Consider the following 20230-nt stretch of genomic DNA (forward strand, 5'->3'; position numbering starts at 1 on the left):
CGAATGTTTTTTTAAAAATTTTTAATTTTTGGGGTCGATTGACTTTTTTTAGGTGCTGGTTGCCAACTTAAAAAATAAGCTTCTACCATAGTTAATCCTAAATAATAAACTAGACCAAAACACATGGTAATATGCGGTTTTTCAATAAATTCTCCAGTAGCAGTTGTGTGATCAAAATACTTCGATTGTTTTAAAAACTCTGGTGTTAAGCCTAAGTAAGGTATATATGAGCTACATATTAAAATAACAAAAACAAACACAAAATAAACTCCCATAGAAGAAAAAGCAATTGCTGCAACTCTAGTTTTTAGGGCTTTACTTACATCTGAAAAAGCAAAACGCATGCGGTTAAAAACCACTACGCAATATAGAATTAGAATTGTGTTGTCATCAGTCATTTTATTAAATGCATAAGCAAAAACACCATAAAAGGGAACCATTAAAAATAACGAGATGTGTTTAGGCATTACAGACATAAAAATTCCTGAATGCACCATTACAAACTCGAATGCAATTAAGCTTATAAAAGACAGTAATTTATCGACATCTAAAATCGTAGGTTCGAACCAAAGCATACAGAAATGGTAAGCCATTATAATGTTTAATGCTATTCCTGCGTACTGAAACGGTTTGTCGTATTTTTCAATAATATTCATTAATACATTATGGCTTATAAAATTCGTAAAGCTCCATGTCTAATGGGTTTTCGCCGGGAGGCGTGTGTTCTTTTTCAAGGGTTTTTATCCAAGTAAATTTACAATTTTCTGCAACTTTAATACTTGCAATATTGGTGTGGTGAACAATAATTTGAAGGGTTTCTAACTTAAATTCTTGAAAAGCATATTGAGACAAGAATTTTATAGCTTTTGAAATCATGCCTTTGCCTTCAAAATTATAATCGATAGCATAAGCAAATTCGCCTTGTTTTGTATTCCAGTTTAGGGCTTTTAAATAGATGAGACCTATTATTTTTTTAGAATTATTGGGTTTTAATGTGAATAGGAATTCTTTTTTTGCATTGAACTCTTTTACTTTTTTTGCTACAAAAAGTTGCGCTAAATCTGGTGTTAAATTTTGTGCTAATGTTAATGGGAAATAGCGTTTTAATCTATCTTCGTTGGCTGATACAAAATCGCAAATGCTCCAAGCATCTTTTTCTGAAATGGTATGTATTTCAAATAGCGTTGAATTATACAGCATGTTGCGGTTTGTTGTTCGATTTTAAAGCATTTATAGTTGTAACCGATGCTGCAGTTACAGAAAGCGGTAGTACTAATACAAAACCAATTATAGGAATTAGTAAAATGAGTAGGAATACAATACCGTTGCCGATGGCTATTCCGCGATTTTTTTTAACAAACTGAATGCTTTCTTGGTATTTAAAATGGCGTTCTAAAGTGTAATCCATATTACCAAAACCGGCATAGTAGGCTTGCATTAAAAATAGTAAAACGGATGAAAAGATGTTTATTACTGGAATGAATTTTAAAAGCAAAATAGGAATTGTGTAAAGTAGTTCCATGCCTAAATTTCTAACATTTACTCGAATACCACGCCACAGTTGTTCTTTAAAAGTGGTGTTACGATGGTAATGAATGGTTTTACCTGTTATATGCGCTTCAATTTTTTCGGAAACAGGACTCATAAATGGTGCAGAAAGCGCCATTATGATGTGTTTAAACAGAATTAAACCAATTACTAATATAACTAAACCGCCAATAAACGCGCTTATGGTTGTGAAGGTTTCGTGACCCCAATCCCAGATCCAGATTTTGGCTATAAAATGCCCGATGTTATCTGAAAGCGCATAAGCAGAACCAAAAATAATTATGGCTGTAATAACACTAATTAACATAGGTATAGCAAAGTATTTCCAGAGTTTTAGTTTTGTTATTAAACCGAAAGCACCAAAGTATGCTTTAATTCCTGAAATGATGTTTTTTAGCATGCGTTCTTCGTTTTGCGTTAGCGATTGAACGGTCTGTTTGAGCTCCTCGCAGAGAGCGAGTAGTGAAAGCGCGACCTACTTTTTTATTTCTATTAGTTGAAATTTATGACTAATTGTTACTTAAAAAAGTAGGTAACGCCCAATTTATTTTAGGCTTTATAGCTTTTTACAGCATCGATAAAGGCTTTTGCGTTTTCTAAAGGTATGTCTGGTAAAATACCGTGCCCTAGATTTACGATGTATTTGTCTTTACCAAATTGGTTAATCATTTCTGTAACCATTTCTTTTATTTTTTCTGGTGAAGAATACAATCGTGTTGGATCGAAATTACCTTGAAGGGTAATATTACCACCGGTTAAATAACGGGCGTTTTTTGGAGAGCAAGTCCAGTCTACACCAAGGGCAGAAGCTCCAGATTTTGCCATAACATCTAGGGCAAACCAACAGCCTTTACCAAAGGCAATTACTGGTGTTTCATCTTTTAAAGCATCGATTATTTGCTGTATGTATTGCCAAGAAAATTCTTGATAATCGGTTGGTGACAGCATACCACCCCAAGAATCGAATACTTGTATGGCGTTACAACCTGCTTTTACTTTTTGTTTTAAGTAGGCAATAGTTGTGTCGGTAATTTTTTGCAGCATTTGGTGTGCCGCAACAGGGTTTGTAAAGCAGAATTTTTTGGCTTTATCGTAAGTTTTACTGCCTTGACCTTGCACGCAATAACAAAGTATTGTCCAAGGTGAACCTGCGAAACCTATTAATGGTATTTCGTTGTTTAGCTTTTCTTTAGTGGCTTTTATGGCTTTGTAAACGTAGTCTAACTCTACTGTAACATCTGGTACAACTACATTGTCTACATCTTTTTGTGTACGAATTGGGTTTGGTAAATACGGGCCAAAATTGGGTTTCATTTGCACCTCAATATTCATGGCTTGCGGAATTACTAAAATATCGCTGAATAAAATAGCGGCATCCATACCGTAACGACGAATAGGTTGAACGGTAATTTCGCTAGCAAGTTCTGGAGTTTGGCAACGTGTAAAGAAATCGTATTTTTCTTTAATTTCCATGAACTCTGGTAGATAGCGACCTGCTTGACGCATCATCCATACGGGTGGACGTTCTACGGTTTCTCCTTTTAATGCTCTTAAAAATAAATCGTTTTTTATCATGTTAGCTTTTGGTTGTTGGTTGTTAGTTGTTAGTTGGGTTTTGTTTAATGACAAATAACCGGAAACTATTAACTAGCAACCATTATACAAGGTGTTTATTAACCAACTCGATAACGCTTTCTACGGTTGGTACTTTTGCTATTTTTACTTCTTTAAAATGTTTTCGAGCTTCTTTGGCAGTGGTTTCACCTATGCAAAATGCTGTAATATCGTTGTCGTTTTTTTGCTTGTAACTTTGTACGGTACTTGGGCTAAAAAACAGCACACTCTTTACTGATTTTGGAAGCTCTACAGCATCGAATTTGGTTTGGTAAGCTTCAACTTCGTTTACTTTAATATTATTGTTTTCTAAAATATTTGGTAACTCGTCTAGCCTTAAATTGCTACAAAAGTAAGTGACTTCGGTGCCTTCAATATATTCAACTAAATGTTCGGCTAAAGCTTTTGCGTTTTTTTCGGAGTGCTTTACTTTGCCAATTTTGTTTTCAATTAAACGTTTTGTACGACGGCCAACACAGTAAATATTTTTAAATTGTAACTCGGGTGCCGAAAAGTTGGTTAGTAAAGCATCAACAGCGTTTTTACTTGTAATAATAACGTTTTCAATTTCGTTTTTTATTATATGTTTTAAAATGCGGTTGGGGTTAGTTTTTATAAAATCTGAACTTTCGGCTTTTATAGCACCGCTAAAAAGTAAACGTTGGTCTTCGGTTAAGGATTTTGTTGAATACACGTTGGTTTGCTTGCCTTCGTTTTTAATATCGTCCATTAAACGTTTACCACCACGTTCTATAATATAATTTGAAGCGTAGGTTGCAATATCGTGGTGTTTGCCAAGTTTTTCAACGCGTGTTACTTCTATTTTTTTGCTTCCATCTTTGCTTAAAAGAATGCCTTTAAATGAAACTTCTTCATCTTTAATTTTAGCTAAAGCGCCTATTGGTGCGGTACAACCGCCTTCAAGTTTGTTTAAAAATTCGCGTTCTATGGTTGTGCAAATTTCGGTTTCTTCGTGGTTAAGGAGTTCGCAAGCTTCAACTGCAAAGTCGTTTTCGGCCAGAGCAGCAATCATTATGGCGCCTTGTGCGGGAGCAGGAATCATCCAATCTAAATTTATGGACTCGGTTGGTCTTATTCCAATTCTACCAATACCTGCAGCGGCAAAAATAGCACCATTCCAATCGTTGTTTTGTAGTTTTTCTAAACGCGAGTTTACGTTTCCGCGTAAATCTACAACGTTGTGGGTTGGATAGCGGTTTAGCCATTGTGCACGCCTGCGTAAACTTCCGGTGGCAATAGTTGCATTTTTAGCTCCTAAAAACTCTTCGTTATCTTTAAAAACCAACGTATCGTTAACATTGCCACGTTTTAAAACAGCCACTTGTTTTACGCCTTTTGGTAAAATGGTTGGCACATCTTTTAACGAATGCACAGCAATATCTATATCTTTATTTAGTAAAGCAATATCTAGAGTTTTGGTAAAAATACCAGTAATTCCAAGCTCGTAAAGCGGCTTGTCGAGTACAATATCGCCTGTAGATTTTACAGGAACTAGCTCGCTTTTATATCCTAAATGTTCGAGTTGTTGTTGTACAGTTTTGGCCTGCCATAACGCTAATTCGCTATCGCGGGTACCTATTTTTATGATTTTAGACATTTTTTGTGGAAGGCTCTAATTGAAACACTTTTTTAATTAGTTCTAAACTATCGTCGGTAGAAATATTATCATCTTTTAAATGATGCGCAAAGTGATTTGTTATTTTTTGTATAATGTTATTACTAATTAATTCCGCTTGTGCTTCGTTAAAATCGGATAGTTTTTTACGTTGCACATCGAGTTCGGCAACGGCAAAATCGTTTAACTTGTGTTTTAAAGCTTTTATTGTTGGTGCAAATTTTCTAGTTTCTAACCATGCGTTAAAATCTGCTTTAACATCTTCAATAATGGTTTCTGCAACAGGAATGTATTTTTTTCTAGCTTCTAAGGTTTCATCTGTAATTTTTGATAGATGATCTAAATGTACCAGAGTAACGTTATCTAGTTCTTTTACGTTTTCATCTACATTTTTAGGTATAGATAAATCGAGAATTAATAAGGGTTTTTTATTCTGAATTAAATATTTATCGATAGTTGGGCGTTGTGCTCCTGTGGCGACAATTAAAATGTCCGATTTGCTTAATTCTTCTTGTAAATTGGCATAATCTTTAACCACTAAATTAAACTTGCCAGCAATTTCTTCAGCTTTAGTTTTGGTACGATTTATTAAAGTAATATGCTCGTTTTTTGTGTGTTTTACAAGGTTTTCACAGGTGTTTCTTCCTATTTTTCCGGTTCCAAAAAGCAAAATATTTTTACTAGGAATATCTTTAACAGTATTAAAAATATATTGAACCGAAGCAAATGAAACTGATGTTGCGCCAGACGAAATCCCTGTTTCAGTTTTTATACGTTTACTCGCTTGAATTATAGCATTTAGTAAACGCTCTGAAAACGGGTTGAGTAAGTCGTGTTTTTTAGAAATACGTGCGCTAATTTTTAACTGACTAATAATTTCGAAATCGCCAAGAATTTGGCTATCTAAACCAGAACCTACACGAAACATGTGCGAAATGGCTTCTTGGTTTTTGTAAATGTATGCTACTTCTCTAAAGGCTTCAACAGTACCGCGTGTGTTATCGCAAAGTAATTGTATAAGTTGATAAGGGTGTTGTGCAAATCCGTAGATTTCGGTGCGGTTGCAGGTAGAAATAACAATAAGACTATCAATACCGTTGCCTTTTGCTTGTATTAATAGCTTTTGTTTTGCTTCATCATCTAAACTAAAATATCCTCTTACTTCGGCATCGGCTTTTTTATAACTTAAACCAATGGCGTAAAAGGAGCTACTTTTCGAAATGTTGTACTGCTGCATATTCAAACCTGAAATCTGAAACAAAAATATGTGGTTGGTTTAAATAAAAATAACGCTCAAAGAACTTTTAGTGTCGTTAAGGGTTTTTTAGCGTTATTTTCGATTAATAACAACAAATTATGTTATTTTTGTAGTAAAATCAATGGTTTTGAATAGTTCTATTTAGAACAAATCTAAATAAAATAAGAATGAATAACGCTCAGAATTTTAAAGAAAATGTCGCTATAAGTACTTTTGAAGAAACAAAAATAGACGATGGCTTTTTTATTTTAATGTATAAAAACGATCGTAACGAAACGCAAAACATTGTAAAAGATATAGATAGCGATTATATTCAGTTTCACTTTTGTTTAAAAGGCAGTAGTAAGTTTGTATTTAACCAAGGTCGTTATGCCTTAAATATTTTAGCAGAAAATGCGCTATTGCTTTACAATCCGCAGCGCGAATTACCAATAAATTTAGAAGCCGACCCTAATTCTTGGATTGTTTCGGTATTAATTTCAATTAAAAAATTTCACGGTTTATTCTCTCAAGAGGCGGGTTATATTACGTTTTTAAGTGAAGAAAATAAGGATAAAAAATATTATAAAGATGGTGTTATTTCGCCGTCTATGGCCATAGTTTTAAATCAGTTAATCAACTATAACTTAAATCAGAGCATTAAAAATTTGTATTTTAAAGCCAAGGCATACGAATTATTAAGTTTATATTTTAATAGAAGTGAAGATGCCAATGTAGAACAATGTCCGTTTTTAGTTGATGAAACCAACGTTATTAAAATTCGAAAAGCCAAAGATATTATCATCTCCAGAATGGCCGAACCACCAAGTTTGCAAGAGCTTGCCGACGAAATTGGTTTAACACTAAAAAAGTTAAAAGAAGGCTTTAAACAAATTTATGGCGATTCGGTTTTTAGTTTTTTGTTTGATTACAAAATGGAAGTGGCGCGTAAATTGCTTGAAGCTGGTAACGATAATGTTAACGAAGTTGGCCTAAAAGTTGGATACAGTACAGCAAGTCATTTTATTGCGGCTTTTAAGAAGAAATATGGAACAACCCCCAAAAAATATGTAACCTCTTTAAATTAATATGTTATGAAATTTTTAACCCCAGAAATTGAAGCATTAGCCAACGAAGCAAACAGAAAATCGTTAGTAAAACAAGGTGTGTCTTGCGGTATTTTTCAGGATACCGAAAACAAAAACGAACGCCAAAAATATTACTACGAGCAAAAAATAGAACAACAAAATAAATAAAACATGAAACAATTTTGGTTATTAATCTTATTAGGTTTTACCGCGTTATCTTATGCCGGCGATAAGGTTCTGGTATTTAGCAAAACCGATGGTTACAGGCATAAATCTATAGAAGTAGGCGCAGAAGCTATTAAAAAACTTGGTAACGAAAACCAGTTTGAAGTTTTCCATAGCGAAGATGCTAGTTTGTTTACCTATAAAAATTTAAAGGAATACCAACTTGTTATATTTTTAAACACTACCAAAAATGTTTTAAATGAAAGCCAAGAACAAGCGTTTAAAAAATACATTAATAAAGGTGGAAGCTTTCTAGGTGTACACGCTGCAACCGATACCGAGTTTAATTGGCCTTGGTATAATAAACTGGTTGGCGCTTACTTTTTAAGCCACCCAAAACAATGCGAAGCTACTATGCATGTTGAAAATGGTGAACATGAGGCAACCAAACATTTAAAAGAAACTTGGGTAAAGCACGACGAATGGTATAATTTTAAAAACATTAGCGATGCAATTAACGTGGTTTTAACAGTCGATGAAGGTTCTTACGAAGGTGGAGAAAACGGAGATTTTCATCCTATAGCGTGGTATCAAGAGTTCGATGGTGGTCGCATGTTTTACACAGCTTTAGGGCATACAAAAGCATCTTACACCGATCCTACATTTCTTCAGCATTTATTAGGTGGGATATTTTATTGCTTAAACAGAAAATAGTATTATCGTATTGCTGTCGTTTTTTAAATTAAAAATAATTGTGGCGCTAAGTGTTTGTTTTTCTTTTAATGAGTTAAAGGCACAGGAGGTTCATGTTTTCGCTTACGCGGAAGGTAGTAATGCAGTATTTGAAACCGATGGCTTTGATGGTTATTCACAGAAGCTTCAGAACCAAAATAAAACCATACAAAATACACTCGAAAAATCTCATACTAAAGCCCAATATAAAGCGCATAATGGGTTTAGCGAAAGCTTTTTCAACTTAGTAAAATCAGAAAAAAAAGAAAATATTTTTAAAGCCGAAAAAGAAATTCATTTTAGCTTAGATTATATTTTAAACGAACAAGGCGAGGCACTGGCTTGTGCTATAATTATGCCAAAAGAACAAGTGTTTTTAAGTGCTTCAGAAATTCAAGCAGTTTTACAGGAGGCCATGTCTCATAAATTTAAATACATAAATAAACCAATTAGCATAAGTAATTTTTATTTTACGGTAACATATTCGTATAACAATATGCTTTAAAGTTTTAAAAAACGTAAGATATTCGTAAAAAAATAGAATGAAAAAAGGAGTTTTACTTGTAAATTTAGGTTCGCCAGATAGTCCTACACCAAAAGATGTTAAAAAGTATTTAGGTGAATTTTTAATGGACGAGCGCGTTATCGATATTCCAACCATAGCTCGAGCGGCATTGGTAAAAGGAATAATATTAAAAACCAGACCAAAGCAATCTGCGGCAGCATATCAAAAAATATGGTGGGACGAAGGGTCGCCACTTATTGTTATTTCAGAGCGAGTTCAAGCAAAAATGCAAGAACAACTCGATATACCTGTAGGTTTGGCTATGCGATATGGTAGTATGACTATTAAAAAAGGATTACAAGCTTTAGTAGATCAAGGAGTAGATGAGGTGTTGTTGTTCCCGTTGTATCCGCAATTTGCTATGGCAACTACCGAAACCATTACCGTTTTAACCGAACAATTGCGTCAAGAGCATTTTCCTAGTTTAAAAATAGAATCGTTTCCTGCTTTTTATAACAAACCAGATTACATCGATGTACTTTCTAACGCTATAAAATCTCATGTAAAAGATAAAAATTACGATTACATGTTGTTTTCATATCATGGGGTTCCAGAACGCCATATTCGTAAAAGCGACGTTACAAAATCGCATTGTAAAATAGATGGTAGTTGTTGTGCAACACCAAGTAAAGCACACGAGTTTTGTTACAGGCACCAATGTTTAGAAGTAACCCGATTAGTAGCCGAAAAATTAGGTTTAAAAGCCGGAAGCTTTTCAACATCGTTTCAATCGCGTTTAGGCTTCGATCCTTGGTTACAACCATATACCGACAGAACAATTGAACGTTTAGGAAAACAAGGCATAAAAAATATGGCCATTGTAACACCAGCCTTTGTAAGCGATTGTTTAGAAACCCTAGAAGAAATTGCAATGGAAGGGCAAGAACTGTTTCATGAAGTGGGTGGACAAGATTTTACAACTATTCCTTGTTTAAACGACGATCAAGAATGGGTTGATTTACTCGTAAAATGGGTAAATAATTGGGCTAATTAGTTGTCATGGAATATTATAATTACATAAAATCTTTTCATTTAATATTTGTAATTACTTGGTTCGCAGGGTTGTTTTATATCCCAAGATTATTTGTGTACCAAATTGAAGCCAACCAAAAACCATCGCCCGCAAAAGAAATATTAAGCAAGCAACTTAAAATTATGGCCAATCGTTTATGGTTTATTATAACGTGGCCATCGGCTATTTTAGCAACGTTTTTTGCAATTTGGTTGTTAATTATTATGCCACATTGGCTGCAACAACCATGGATGCATGTAAAGCTAGCTTTTGTAGTTTTACTTTATATTTATCACTTAAAAACCCATCAATTTTACAAACAATTACAAAACGACACTTGCAAAAAAACATCAAATTTTATGCGCATCTGGAACGAAGGAGCCACCTTTATACTATTTGCAGTCGTGTTTTTGGTTATTTTAAAAAGTGCTATAAATTGGGTTTGGGGTGTAGTTGGTATATTAGTTTTAGGAGTGTTAATTATGTTAGGCTTTAAGCTGTATAAAAACATTCGCGAAAAAAATAAGTAGTACTAATTTTAAAATTTTCAGGTCGTTACCGCGCTTTGGGCGCGGTCGGGCTTTACATTTTATCTTTTTCTCGTAACCTCAAAAAAGGATGCCATTTCAATCCCTAACGCAGCAAACAACAGTGCATAAAACCAAATAATTATTAAAATAGCCAATAGGGTTTAAATAAGCTTTAACTAATTTTGGTGTAATTATTGCTATATTTAAACCAGCAAATACCTTGTTGTTGAAACTAAAAAAATTATCCCTTCGTACTCGAATATTTATAGCCATGATACTATTGGTATTATTGGCATCTATACTTATTTCGGTTGTTGTAGTGTATCAATATAAAGAGCAAAGTGAAGATTACCACAACGGTCGGCTAGAACGTAAAGAAGAAAATATTCGCACCCATATAATTAGCGTTTTAAACGGCAGGCAAAATACTTGGGAAGTCATTACCGAGAATATTCCATTCATATTTAAAGAAGAGATTTATAACATTGCTCATGTGCATAAGCTTCAAATAAATTTGTACGATTTAGATGGGAGTTTACTTATTTCATCAAAAGCAAATTTAAAACCCACAGCAGAAGACAAATGTATAGATGCCGAAATTTTAAACGCCATTTCGCATGGGGTGGAACACCGTTTTGTAGATAAAAATGTAGAAAATGGCGAAACATTTTTGTCGTCGTACACTTATATAAAAGATAAAAAATCGAATTCGCTAGCCATTTTAAACTTGCCATATTTAGAAAGCGACGATTTTTTAGATATGGAGCTCAACGAGTTTTTAGAGCGTTTACGCTACGCCTTTTTTTTAATATTGTTAATGGCCATTGGTATTGCCTTTTTGCTTTCTAAATTTATTACCAAATCGTTAAAAACGATTAGCGATAAAATAAATGCCACACGTTTAGAAAAGCGCAACCAAAAAATAGAAGTAAGCGATACAAGCGAAGAAATTTCAACTTTAGTAACATCGTACAATAGTATGATTGATGAACTTGAAGAAAGTGCCATTCAACTAGCAAAAAGTGAGCGTGAACAAGCCTGGAGAGAAATGGCAAAACAAGTGGCACACGAAATAAAAAACCCGTTAACACCAATGCGACTAACGGTGCAAAATTTTCAGCGTAAGTTTAACCCACAAGACCCTGAAATTCAAACTAAAGTTAACGAGTACAGTAAAACACTCATACAACAAATCGATACCATGAGTTCTATAGCGTCGGCATTTTCTAACTTTGCAAAAATGCCAGCGCAACAAAACGAAACACTTAATGTGGTTAATATCGTAAAATTAGCCTTGGATATTTTTAACGAAAATTACATCGATTTTTCTGCCGAAGAAGACGAAATTATTGCCAAAGTAGACCGAACACAACTTATACGTGTTGTCACTAATTTAGTTAAAAATGCCATTCAAGCCATTCCAAATGAGGTTTCCGGACGCATAGAAGTCAATGTTTCTAAAAACGAGAGCCAGGTATTAATTACTGTGGCCGATAATGGCTCGGGAATTTCCGACGAGAATATCGATAAAGTGTTCGAGCCTAAGTTTACAACTAAAACCAGCGGAATGGGACTTGGTTTAGCGATGGTAAAAAATATTGTAGAAAACCACAACGGAACTATAAACTTTACAACCCAAAAAAATATAGGGACAACCTTTACAGTCACTTTTCCTAAAGAATAAAATTATGAGTTATAATAATATATTGTCGAGTTTTAAAAATGGAATAACAACCATAACTATAAACCGTCCAAAAAAACTAAACGCGCTAAATAAAGCAACTATAAACGAGCTTCATGAGGCGTTTAACGCTGCTAATATTCATAAAGAAACCCAAGTAATTATTGTTACGGGTAGTGGTGAAAAGGCTTTTGTTGCCGGTGCCGATATTAGCGAGTTTGCTAATTTTTCGGGAGAAGAAGGTGCCGAATTAGCCCAAAAAGGACAAGATTTACTTTTTAATTTTATTGAAAACCTAAACACGCCTGTAATTGCTGCAGTAAATGGTTTTGCACTTGGTGGCGGGCTAGAATTGGCTATGGCTTGCCATTTTAGAGTAGCAAGTAACAATGCTAAAATGGGCTTGCCAGAAGTTAGTTTAGGTGTTATTCCAGGTTACGGTGGTACGCAACGATTACCACAATTAATTGGTAAAGGTCGTGCTATGGAAATGATTATGACTGCTGGTATGATTGATGCCAACACCGCTTTAAATAACGGGTTGGTAAACCATATTACTACACAAGCCGAATTGCTAAACCTTTGCGAAAGTATTGCCGAAAAAATTAAACGTAACTCACCTGTTGCCATTGGTAAGGCCATTAAGGCTGTTAATGCTGGTTTTAAAACAGGTGTAAATGGTTTTACTACAGAAATAGCGGCTTTTGGTGCTTGTTTTGATAGCGATGATTTTAAAGAAGGTACCACGGCATTTTTAGAAAAACGAAAAGCTAATTTTCCAGGCGCATAGCATATGAGGTGTTTTTTTAGTATAATATTGGTTTTAGTTTTTACGCTTCAAAGTTTTGCGCAGCGTATTAAAACAGAAAGTGGTGATATTTCTATTTTAATAGGAGAAAAAGAACTCTCGGTTACTTTTGGCTACGATAACATTAAAGTACATGGCTACGATACCGAAGCCGAATTTGTTAAAGATAAAGCTCAAATAAGAGAAAATCATGAACCAGGTTCTGGAGCTGTTTTCGAGAAAGCTTGGTTTGCAGATAGAGAAACTGTTTACGAACCTTTATTTGTCAAAGATATTAACAAGGCAATACCCAAAAAACGGCGAATTAATTTGGTTAAAAATAATCCTAAAGCCAAGTATAATTTACATATTGAAACACTATGGGTATTTCCTGGTTATAATGTAGGTTGGTCTCATCCTGCAAAAATTGATGTCGCTCTTAAAGTTTACGAAATTAATAATCCTGAAAACGTGGTTTGGCAATCACAAGCTCCCATTAGGATACAGGCTAAAGTAGCTCCTTATGAAAGAGAGTTGCGTATTGGTGCCGCTTACAACGATTTAGGGATTTTATTGTCATGGTATTTTAAGAAGAAGTTGAAGTAAGTGTATTAATTTACCAAATGTATATTTTCGTATACAATTTCTAGTATTTCCATGGCAGGTTCGTTGGTATTTGCTTTAAGGTCGCTCCATTGTAACTTTATAGGAAAAGCGTTTAACAATTTCCAAGTTATTTCGGGTTCTTTATTTTCATTTAGTAGCGAAATGGTAATATCTCGACGCTCAATAGTGTTGCCTTTTGCAGAATTTATCCAATTGTAATAGTCGTTGTCGTTTTTAATAAGACCTCGTTTTAAAATGATAGTATTCTTTTTTTGTTGTCCAGGCATTAAAATAGGGCCATTTGTAACAAAGCTTCCTTCGGTATATTTAATAGGTTCAATTTCTAATGAAAGTCCTATTACTTCCGAAACGCCAATACGATTGCCTCCCCAACTAACAGTAAATCTATTTGTACTTAAAGGATAATTAGACATAAAAATTACGCTATTAAAAAGATAATTAATTCGATTAATTAAAATTAAGTTTTTAATTATCAGTAGTTTAATTCTTAAAATTAAAATATTTTATTCAATTTGCCAATTTGTTAATAACCAACGCTTGCTTTAACAATTACCAGCGATTTTAATACTTAACTTTAAACTGAATTTTTCCACAAAACTCTCAAACCCTCAAAATATTGAACCCAAAATCTGCCATAAAAGGTCGCGGAGCGCAACAAAACACGCCTAATCGGTTTTTCGAGTTAAGCCACGAAATGCGTAACGATTTCTTAGAATATTGCCATAAAGAAGGCGAAAAAGCCGATAAAAACAAGACGCTTTACTTACCAGTATTTCCTAAAACAATAGTAAATAAAGTACAAAGTCCCGACGTTGGTATGGCATATTCTATGAACATGTATCAAGGTTGTGAACACGGTTGTATTTACTGTTATGCGCGAAACACGCACGAATATTGGGGTTACAGTGCTGGGTTAGATTTTGAGAGGCGTATTTTGGTAAAAAAAGATGCGCCTAAACTGTTAGAAGCCCATTTAAAAAAGAAATCCTGGAAAGCGCAAACTATAGTCATGTCCGGTAACACCGATTGTTACCAACCTGCCGAAAAAGAATTTGAAATTACAAGGCAGTGTTTACAGGTGTTTTTAAAATATAAACACCCGGTAGGCATAATTACTAAAAACGCTTTAATTTTGCGTGATTTAGAGGTTTTAAAAGCACTTGCAAAAGATAATTTAGTGGCTGTAAATATTTCAATTACATCTCAGTTTGAAGACACACGACGTATTTTAGAACCACGAACAGCTAGTATTAAAAAACGTTTAGAGACTGTAAAAGTTTTAAGCGAAAATAATATTCCTGTTAATGTTATGCTTGCACCAATTATTCCAGGAATAAATAATCATGAAATTTTGCCTTTGGCCAAATTGGTTTCAGAAAACGGAGCACTGTCTATTAGCCATACTATTGTGAGATTAAATGGAGCGATTGGAGACATTTTTACCGATTGGATTTATAAAACTATGCCCGATAAGGCAGAAAAAGTATTGCATCAAATAGCCGATTGCCACGGTGGGAGTTTAAACGATTCGCGTTTTGGTGACCGCATGCGTGGTGAAGGTAAAATAGCAGAACAAATAAATAGCCTAATAGCTTTAGCTAAACGCAAGTATTTTGCGAATAAAAAAATGCCTAATCTTAATACTGCTTTGTTTGAGCAGCATAAAAACGGACAACTAAAATTGTTTTAAAATAAAAAGGTTGCCTATTTTGGCAACCTTTTTATATATCGAAATGTGATTAGAGATATTAAATATTTTGAGTAAATATTTTACCTTCAGATTTAAAAACTAACTTGTAGTGTTTGTTTCCTAATCCTTCTAACTTATAAGCTTTTTGAATGTTTCTTTTGTGGTCAATATTATCAGAGTAAACTAAGTCTGAATTTACATCGTAAATATTTACTTCTAAAGGAGCTTCGTTTAAAGATAATTTTGAAACGTAAACTACGCCATTTTCTAATCTTGCGTATGGCTTGTAAGTAATAGTTTTGTCTTCATTTTTGAAATTAACTTCACTAGAAATTACAGAGAAAGGCATAGTATCAATTTCTAAATCTTTTTCTAATTCTACTGTATAATTTCCATCAGGTAGCGATGTAAAATCGAATGCTTTTTGGTAGTTACCAGTTTCAGCAATTACTTCTTTATATAAAATAACACCGTTAGCATCAGTAATAGTTAACTTGTTACCTTGTTTAACACTTTGTAAACTGATTACGGTTTTTTTAGCGTTTTTAGTAAAAGTTACATTAGCAGACTCATTTGCGAAACTTAACAAGGTAGCAAACATTGTTACCATTAAGAATCCTTTTTTTGTGTTTTTAATTACGTTTTTCATAATATGTTGTTTTTAACTTTCAACATTTCAAAGATAAGGCGCTAATAGCTCCTGGAAAACAATGATATTAATTGATAATTATGCTATTTTAACTAGAAAATTGACTAGGTGTTAATATGGCATAGTTTCGGATTAAATGAGTATAAAATCGATGAAATGCATAGTTTTTTTAATGACATTTTTATCAATTAAGAATATAATTTGAGGTTAATTTTAAGACGTTAAATAGTTAAATTATGATTGTTTTTTAAACGGAAGAAAGATGCACTAGTTAAAATTAGTTCTGCGGACGATAACTTAATAAAATACCAAAAGGTTTACATTAATTGTGTATTACTTATTGGTAGTAAAAAAATAAGTGCTAGTTGTATAAACAATAACTGTAAATAATATATCTTAGAATTATTTGATTAAGCTCTGCAGGATTTATAATTTTAAATGAAAAGATAGGAGGAAGCTGTTGTAGTAATTAACTGTTCTAAAAAAAAACAATTAAAGCTTTTATTATTTTTTAGAATAATTAAAAGCAGTTGTCTGGGAGATGTAAAAGCAGGGGTGAAGGTGGTATTGGGTAGTTATGGTTAAAACAAAAAAGCGAATCATCTATAAAATGATCCGCTTTCTTAATAAAATCAAGAAAATAAAGGGATTAAATTTGTTCTGTAAAGGTTTTACCTTCGGTTGTAAAAACAAATTTGTAACTACCTTCACCTAAACCAGAAAGCTTGTATGCTTTTTGTATGTTTTTGGTGTTTTCAATACTTTCAGAAAAAACTAGGTTAGAATCTTCACCATAATAAATTTCAACTTTTAAAGGTGATTTGTTTAATGAAAGCTTTGAAACAAATACTACACCGTTTTCAACACGTAAAAAAGGTTTGTAAGTTATTTTCTCACTAGCTTTATGAAACACGACTTGGTTGTCTGTTACGGTAAAAGGCATTGTGTCGATTTCTAAATCTTTTTCTAATTCAAAAACATACTCACCATCAGGAAGTGCAGTTAAATCGAAAGCTTTCTGGTAGTTACCAGTTTTAGCAATAACTTCTTTATATAATACAACACCATTAGCGTCAATAATGGTTAATAGGTTTCCTTCTTTTACACTATCTAAAGTTAAGATAGTTTTCTTAGCATCTTTAACAATAATTAAATTTGCAGGCTCTGTTGCGAAACTTAACAAGGTAGCAAACATTGTTACCATTAAGAATCCTTTTTTTGTGTTTTTAATTACGTTTTTCATGATTTGGTGTTATTAACGTTCAACACTACAAATTTACAGCAAGAATTAAAGGTGTAAAACATTGATATTAATTTGTTTATATGCTAAATTACCCAATAAATTAGGTAGGTGTTAATATAGCAACACAACAGGTTAAATGAATACAAAAGCCAGCAAAATGCGTTTTTTTAAATCTATTAAATTAAAGAATTTCTAATTGTGTTTTAGTTTAAAACTATATATAGATGTATTACATAATAGAATTAAAAAACACAGTTAATTTTATTTTTTAATAAAAGTAGTTTAAGTATGTGCTAATTAATTATAAGCAACTAAAAAAGGGCTGCAATTTGCAGCCCTTTTTTAATTTAAATTTATGGAGAGTTATATGGTCTTGGTAAATGTTTTACCGTTTGTGGTAAAAACAAATTTATAGTTAACGTTACTTGAACTTTTTAATTTAAATACGCGCTCAATAAGCTCGGTGTTTTCAATAGTTTCTTTGTGTATAAGCTCGAACGATCCTTCAGAGCCAGAAAAAACTTCAATTTTTAGTGGAGACTTGTCTAATGATAATTTATTGATAAAAACTAAATCTTTTGAAGTACGAACAATAGGCTTATAAATAACAGTCTCTAAATTATTATTAAAAACAACTTCTTCATTGTTTACTTTAAAAGGTATGCTAGAAACTTCTACGTCTTTATTCAATTCAAAAACATATTCTCCGTTTGGAAGTTCGGAAAAATCGAATGCTTTTTGATAATTTCCAGTTTCGGTAATTTCTTCTTTATATAGAACAACACCATTTTTATCTGTAATGGTTAATATGTTTCCCTCTTTAACACTTTCGAAAGTTAAGATGGTACTTTTTGCAGTTTTAGTAACAGTTAAGTTAGCAGGCTCGTTAGCGAAACTTATTAAGGTAGTAAACATGGTTACTATTAATAATGCTTTTTTTGTGTTTTTAATTACGTTTTTCATGATTTGGTGTTATTAACGTTCAACACTACAAAGTTAGGGTTCGTGTTAAAGGTGCAAAACATTGATATTAATGGGTTTGTATGCTAAATTACCAGAGAAATGCTAAGGGTGTTAATTTGGTACAACTACGTGTTAAAAGACTATAAAATAGGTTAAAATGTAATTTTGATTAACCATTTTTTCAATTTGTAAAAGAAGTTAGGTTTTAAAATTGATTTAAGTGAAAAATAAATTTTAAATAAAAAAAAGTGAGCCACCACAGCTCACTTTTACCAACTAAACTAAATAAGACATTAAACTAATTATTAATGAATATTGTCACTCTGTTAGAGTATATGTTTTATCGCTTACTATTTTAATTAACTTAAAAAGATCTACCACCAAAATTTTTAAGCTATTTAACATTAAAATGATATCGATAATATATTTAATAATGTTTAACACTTCAAATATACGTTGCTATGGCGTTACAAAAAACAATAAAATTAACGCGATTATATGTTATTTTATCTGGCTTATTAAATTGTGTTAATTTAGTATAGTTTTATGCAAATATGCTTTGTTTTGGCTAGGTTTAGTTTTTTTAGTGCGTATAATTAAAAAAGAGTTGGTATAAAAATACCAACCCTTTTTCTCTGGTAATTGCATCCCTCAATTATTTTGCCCAGGCAAACTTTTTAAATGCATCGTCTACAGGTGTTTCTGCAATATGATTTGTATAGTTACTGATAACTTTTTGTGCTAAACCTAAAATAATATCTAATAAATTTCGCTGCGTATAACCAGCTTCGTAAAATTTGGTAATTTCTGCATCGGTAATATTACCTCGGTTTCTTAATATGCTTAAAGTAGTATCTTGTAATACTTGTAATTTTTCGGTAGGCATTGGCGACTGGTTTCTTAATGCTTCGGTTAAAGCAGGATCTACTTTCATTGAATGTGCAATTCCTGTGTGCGCAGGCACGCAGTAATGGCAGCCATGTTCTACGTTTATAGTTTGCCATACTACGGTTAATTCTTCGGCGTTAAACGACGAGCCCGCAAACAAACCATGTAAAACTTTGTAGGCTTCTAAAATTTGTGGAGATTCTGCTAAAACACCGTGTAGTCCTGGTAACATACCAAAACTTTTTACAGATTCTTCTAATAATGGTTTACTTTCTGCTGGTGCAGATTCGATAGTGTGAATTTTTAATGTACTCATAATTTTTCTTTTTCAATATTAATTATTTCTAAACGATTGTTTAGAAATAGGTTAAAAAATTTTTGTTTAAAGGTTTTTAAATATATTTTCTATGTAATTATTTAGTTGTGTTTCGTTAAACACGCGACTTGCTGATGATAGTCCGAACATGGCAACTATTAAATAATCGGCTTGTTGCTCTGCGTTGGCATAATTGCTCTCCTGGGCTAGAATTTTTACAAAAACGCTGCGTACCGAATTGGTAAAAGCAGATAAGGCATTTTTTATTTGCTCATCGGCATCGTCTCCAATTTCGTTAGCTGTATTAGTTATTAAACAACCTTTACTGCAGTCTTTTTCTTTGGAGAATGTAATAAAGTCATAAAAATAAGTTTTAATACCGTTTATGCCATTTGTTGAAGCTTCAAGCTTACTAATAAGCATATTTAATTTTAATTTATAACATTTTATACTTTCTAAAAAAACACCATTTTTATTGCCAAAGCTTGCGTATATGGAAAACTTGTTAATGCCCATTTCCTTTTCAAGCATTTGCATAGACGTAGTTTCGTAACCATTTTTCCAAAACAGGTTCATGGCTTTTTCTATGACTTCGTTTTCGTTATAATTTTTTGTTCTTGGCATATTACAAATTTACATCTTTTTTCAAAACGTTGTAATGTCGGTTTTTGGCCAAATTACCCAAACCTTTTTTGTGGTTTTATCGGCTTTTTTATTAAAGTTATTTTTGTTAGCGTTTAACGCTTGAGTTTAAGTTTATATACTTCTTTGTCATAATTACAACACAAAACTAACTAAACGTTTAGAAACAATATAATGTTTAACAGTTTTTTAGTTAAATAGCATTAATTATCTGTTGAATTAAAGATAATAAGTTGCCGCTTAACCAATAATTTTTGTTTTCGCCGCCTCAATAGTCTTTTTTGAGCTTCCGATAAATATATCTTCGTTACTTATAATAACCGGACGACTTAAAAAAGTGTAATGCTCTAAAATGTAGTTTTTGTAATCGCGTTCGGTTAAATCTTGGTTTTTTAAGTCCATTTCTTTGTAAAGTTTAGCGCGCTTGCTAAATAAGGCTTCATAGCTACCCGAAAGGGCTTTCATGGCTTCTATTTGATTTACAGTTATTGGCTCGCTTTTTATGTCTTGTAAAACAAACTCTTTTGGTAAGTTAAGTTCTTTTAAAATTCTGGTGCAAGTATTACAGGTTTTTAGGTAATAGACTTTTTTCATGTTTTTTTAATTTGAAATTAAAT

23 protein-coding genes are annotated in these 20230 nt (G+C 32.7%); 10 read left to right on the plus strand and 13 right to left on the minus strand.

Translation table 11 applies throughout. The annotated features are described in order from the left end of the window. Window positions 1–11: 11 nt before the first annotated feature. From LG651_RS03900 to hemA, 6 genes are all read right to left on the minus strand, one after another. Window positions 12–656, minus strand: coding sequence for a hypothetical protein (locus LG651_RS03900; protein ID WP_226694838.1), 645 nt, complete (start codon window positions 654–656; stop codon window positions 12–14). A 7-nt stretch (window positions 657–663) separates the two neighbouring features. Beyond that, window positions 664–1200, minus strand: coding sequence for a GNAT family N-acetyltransferase (locus tag LG651_RS03905; RefSeq protein ID WP_226694839.1), 537 nt, complete (start codon window positions 1198–1200; stop codon window positions 664–666). Beyond that, window positions 1190–1948, minus strand: coding sequence for an EI24 domain-containing protein (locus LG651_RS03910; RefSeq protein WP_226694840.1), 759 nt, complete (start codon window positions 1946–1948; stop codon window positions 1190–1192). The genes LG651_RS03905 and LG651_RS03910 overlap by 11 nt, the downstream gene beginning before the upstream one ends. Before the next feature lie 149 nt (window positions 1949–2097). Further along, window positions 2098–3123 carry a uroporphyrinogen decarboxylase gene (gene hemE / locus LG651_RS03915; RefSeq protein WP_226694841.1) on the minus strand — a complete coding sequence of 342 codons (1026 nt, stop codon included), beginning with the start codon at window positions 3121–3123 and terminating at the stop codon, window positions 2098–2100. Between the two features lie 82 nt (window positions 3124–3205). Next, window positions 3206–4780 (minus strand): hydroxymethylbilane synthase, encoded by a 1575-nt coding sequence (gene hemC / locus LG651_RS03920; RefSeq protein ID WP_226694842.1) that lies wholly within the window; start codon window positions 4778–4780, stop codon window positions 3206–3208. Continuing rightward, complete coding sequence (gene hemA / locus LG651_RS03925; protein WP_226694843.1) at window positions 4773–6035, minus strand: glutamyl-tRNA reductase; 1263 nt, start codon at window positions 6033–6035, stop codon at window positions 4773–4775. Before hemA ends, hemC begins: the two co-directional genes overlap by 8 nt. A 188-nt stretch (window positions 6036–6223) precedes the next feature. Between hemA and LG651_RS03930 the strand changes: the two genes are divergently transcribed. The 9 genes from LG651_RS03930 (at window position 6224) to LG651_RS03970 (ending at window position 13201) form a co-directional block, all read left to right on the plus strand. Beyond that, window positions 6224–7123, plus strand: coding sequence for a helix-turn-helix transcriptional regulator (locus LG651_RS03930; RefSeq protein ID WP_226694844.1), 900 nt, complete (start codon window positions 6224–6226; stop codon window positions 7121–7123). Between the two features lie 6 nt (window positions 7124–7129). Continuing rightward, window positions 7130–7291, plus strand: a complete 162-nt coding sequence (locus tag LG651_RS03935; protein WP_226694845.1) for a hypothetical protein — start codon at window positions 7130–7132, stop codon at window positions 7289–7291. 3 nt (window positions 7292–7294) lie between these two features. Further along, the gene (locus LG651_RS03940; protein ID WP_226694846.1) at window positions 7295–8002 is read left to right on the plus strand and encodes a ThuA domain-containing protein; all 708 of its coding nucleotides are present in this window, start codon (window positions 7295–7297) and stop codon (window positions 8000–8002) included. Between the two features lie 40 nt (window positions 8003–8042). Then, the gene (locus LG651_RS03945) at window positions 8043–8525 is read left to right on the plus strand and encodes a hypothetical protein (RefSeq protein WP_226694847.1); all 483 of its coding nucleotides are present in this window, start codon (window positions 8043–8045) and stop codon (window positions 8523–8525) included. A gap of 37 nt (window positions 8526–8562) precedes the next feature. Next, window positions 8563–9579, plus strand: a complete 1017-nt coding sequence (gene hemH / locus LG651_RS03950; RefSeq protein WP_226694848.1) for a ferrochelatase — start codon at window positions 8563–8565, stop codon at window positions 9577–9579. 5 nt (window positions 9580–9584) lie between these two features. Continuing rightward, on the plus strand, window positions 9585–10127 hold the full coding sequence (locus LG651_RS03955; RefSeq protein ID WP_226694849.1) for a CopD family protein: 543 nt from the start codon (window positions 9585–9587) through the stop codon (window positions 10125–10127). Between the two features lie 271 nt (window positions 10128–10398). Beyond that, window positions 10399–11811, plus strand: a complete 1413-nt coding sequence (locus LG651_RS03960; protein ID WP_226694850.1) for a sensor histidine kinase — start codon at window positions 10399–10401, stop codon at window positions 11809–11811. 4 nt (window positions 11812–11815) lie between these two features. Further along, a complete protein-coding gene (locus tag LG651_RS03965; protein ID WP_226694851.1) occupies window positions 11816–12598 on the plus strand; it encodes an enoyl-CoA hydratase/isomerase family protein in 783 nt (260 codons plus the stop codon). A gap of 3 nt (window positions 12599–12601) precedes the next feature. Further along, window positions 12602–13201 carry a hypothetical protein gene (locus tag LG651_RS03970; RefSeq protein ID WP_226694852.1) on the plus strand — a complete coding sequence of 200 codons (600 nt, stop codon included), beginning with the start codon at window positions 12602–12604 and terminating at the stop codon, window positions 13199–13201. Window positions 13202–13206: 5 nt separating this feature from the next. Here the strand turns inward: LG651_RS03970 and LG651_RS03975 are convergent, their stop codons facing one another. After that, window positions 13207–13635, minus strand: coding sequence for a phage tail protein (locus tag LG651_RS03975; RefSeq protein ID WP_226694853.1), 429 nt, complete (start codon window positions 13633–13635; stop codon window positions 13207–13209). Window positions 13636–13838: 203 nt separating this feature from the next. Here LG651_RS03975 and LG651_RS03980 point away from each other — a divergent pair, with 203 nt between their 5' ends. Next, a complete protein-coding gene (locus LG651_RS03980; RefSeq protein WP_226694854.1) occupies window positions 13839–14912 on the plus strand; it encodes a PA0069 family radical SAM protein in 1074 nt (357 codons plus the stop codon). Window positions 14913–14970: 58 nt separating this feature from the next. On the opposite strand, the gene LG651_RS03985 is transcribed toward LG651_RS03980, so the two are convergent. The 6 genes from LG651_RS03985 to LG651_RS04010 form a co-directional block, all read right to left on the minus strand. Then, on the minus strand, window positions 14971–15561 hold the full coding sequence (locus LG651_RS03985; RefSeq protein WP_226694855.1) for a hypothetical protein: 591 nt from the start codon (window positions 15559–15561) through the stop codon (window positions 14971–14973). A 649-nt stretch (window positions 15562–16210) separates the two neighbouring features. Then, complete coding sequence (locus LG651_RS03990; protein WP_226694856.1) at window positions 16211–16804, minus strand: hypothetical protein; 594 nt, start codon at window positions 16802–16804, stop codon at window positions 16211–16213. A gap of 363 nt (window positions 16805–17167) precedes the next feature. Continuing rightward, entirely contained in the window at window positions 17168–17767 is a 600-nt protein-coding gene (locus tag LG651_RS03995) for a hypothetical protein (protein ID WP_226694857.1), read from the minus strand. Window positions 17768–18422: 655 nt separating this feature from the next. After that, on the minus strand, window positions 18423–18971 hold the full coding sequence (locus tag LG651_RS04000; RefSeq protein ID WP_226694858.1) for a carboxymuconolactone decarboxylase family protein: 549 nt from the start codon (window positions 18969–18971) through the stop codon (window positions 18423–18425). A gap of 66 nt (window positions 18972–19037) precedes the next feature. After that, window positions 19038–19595: a TetR/AcrR family transcriptional regulator gene (locus LG651_RS04005; RefSeq protein WP_226694859.1), complete on the minus strand. Its 558-nt coding sequence runs from the start codon at window positions 19593–19595 to the stop codon at window positions 19038–19040. Between the two features lie 258 nt (window positions 19596–19853). Further along, window positions 19854–20207 (minus strand): arsenate reductase family protein, encoded by a 354-nt coding sequence (locus LG651_RS04010; protein WP_226694860.1) that lies wholly within the window; start codon window positions 20205–20207, stop codon window positions 19854–19856. Between the last annotated feature and the right edge of the window lie 23 nt (window positions 20208–20230).

This window comes from Neotamlana sargassicola (assembly GCF_020523965.1).
Taxonomy (GTDB): domain Bacteria; phylum Bacteroidota; class Bacteroidia; order Flavobacteriales; family Flavobacteriaceae; genus Neotamlana; species Neotamlana sargassicola.

Bases quoted from the DNA above. Each gene is read 5' to 3' on its own strand.
- LG651_RS03900 (WP_226694838.1), bottom strand. From the start codon at position 656: ATGAATATTATTGAAAAATACGACAAACCGTTTCAGTACGCAGGAATA.
- LG651_RS03905 (WP_226694839.1), bottom strand. From the start codon at position 1,200: ATGCTGTATAATTCAACGCTATTTGAAATACATACCATTTCAGAAAAA.
- LG651_RS03910 (WP_226694840.1), bottom strand. From the start codon at position 1,948: ATGCTAAAAAACATCATTTCAGGAATTAAAGCATACTTTGGTGCTTTC.
- hemE (WP_226694841.1), bottom strand. From the start codon at position 3,123: ATGATAAAAAACGATTTATTTTTAAGAGCATTAAAAGGAGAAACCGTA.
- hemC (WP_226694842.1), bottom strand. From the start codon at position 4,780: ATGTCTAAAATCATAAAAATAGGTACCCGCGATAGCGAATTAGCGTTA.
- hemA (WP_226694843.1), bottom strand. From the start codon at position 6,035: ATGCAGCAGTACAACATTTCGAAAAGTAGCTCCTTTTACGCCATTGGT.
- LG651_RS03930 (WP_226694844.1), top strand. From the start codon at position 6,224: ATGAATAACGCTCAGAATTTTAAAGAAAATGTCGCTATAAGTACTTTT.
- LG651_RS03935 (WP_226694845.1), top strand. From the start codon at position 7,130: ATGAAATTTTTAACCCCAGAAATTGAAGCATTAGCCAACGAAGCAAAC.
- LG651_RS03940 (WP_226694846.1), top strand. From the start codon at position 7,295: ATGAAACAATTTTGGTTATTAATCTTATTAGGTTTTACCGCGTTATCT.
- hemH (WP_226694848.1), top strand. From the start codon at position 8,563: ATGAAAAAAGGAGTTTTACTTGTAAATTTAGGTTCGCCAGATAGTCCT.
- LG651_RS03955 (WP_226694849.1), top strand. From the start codon at position 9,585: ATGGAATATTATAATTACATAAAATCTTTTCATTTAATATTTGTAATT.
- LG651_RS03960 (WP_226694850.1), top strand. From the start codon at position 10,399: ATGATACTATTGGTATTATTGGCATCTATACTTATTTCGGTTGTTGTA.
- LG651_RS03965 (WP_226694851.1), top strand. From the start codon at position 11,816: ATGAGTTATAATAATATATTGTCGAGTTTTAAAAATGGAATAACAACC.
- LG651_RS03970 (WP_226694852.1), top strand. From the start codon at position 12,602: ATGAGGTGTTTTTTTAGTATAATATTGGTTTTAGTTTTTACGCTTCAA.
- LG651_RS03975 (WP_226694853.1), bottom strand. From the start codon at position 13,635: ATGTCTAATTATCCTTTAAGTACAAATAGATTTACTGTTAGTTGGGGA.
- LG651_RS03985 (WP_226694855.1), bottom strand. From the start codon at position 15,561: ATGAAAAACGTAATTAAAAACACAAAAAAAGGATTCTTAATGGTAACA.
- LG651_RS03990 (WP_226694856.1), bottom strand. From the start codon at position 16,804: ATGAAAAACGTAATTAAAAACACAAAAAAAGGATTCTTAATGGTAACA.
- LG651_RS03995 (WP_226694857.1), bottom strand. From the start codon at position 17,767: ATGAAAAACGTAATTAAAAACACAAAAAAAGCATTATTAATAGTAACC.
- LG651_RS04000 (WP_226694858.1), bottom strand. From the start codon at position 18,971: ATGAGTACATTAAAAATTCACACTATCGAATCTGCACCAGCAGAAAGT.
- LG651_RS04005 (WP_226694859.1), bottom strand. From the start codon at position 19,595: ATGCCAAGAACAAAAAATTATAACGAAAACGAAGTCATAGAAAAAGCC.
- LG651_RS04010 (WP_226694860.1), bottom strand. From the start codon at position 20,207: ATGAAAAAAGTCTATTACCTAAAAACCTGTAATACTTGCACCAGAATT.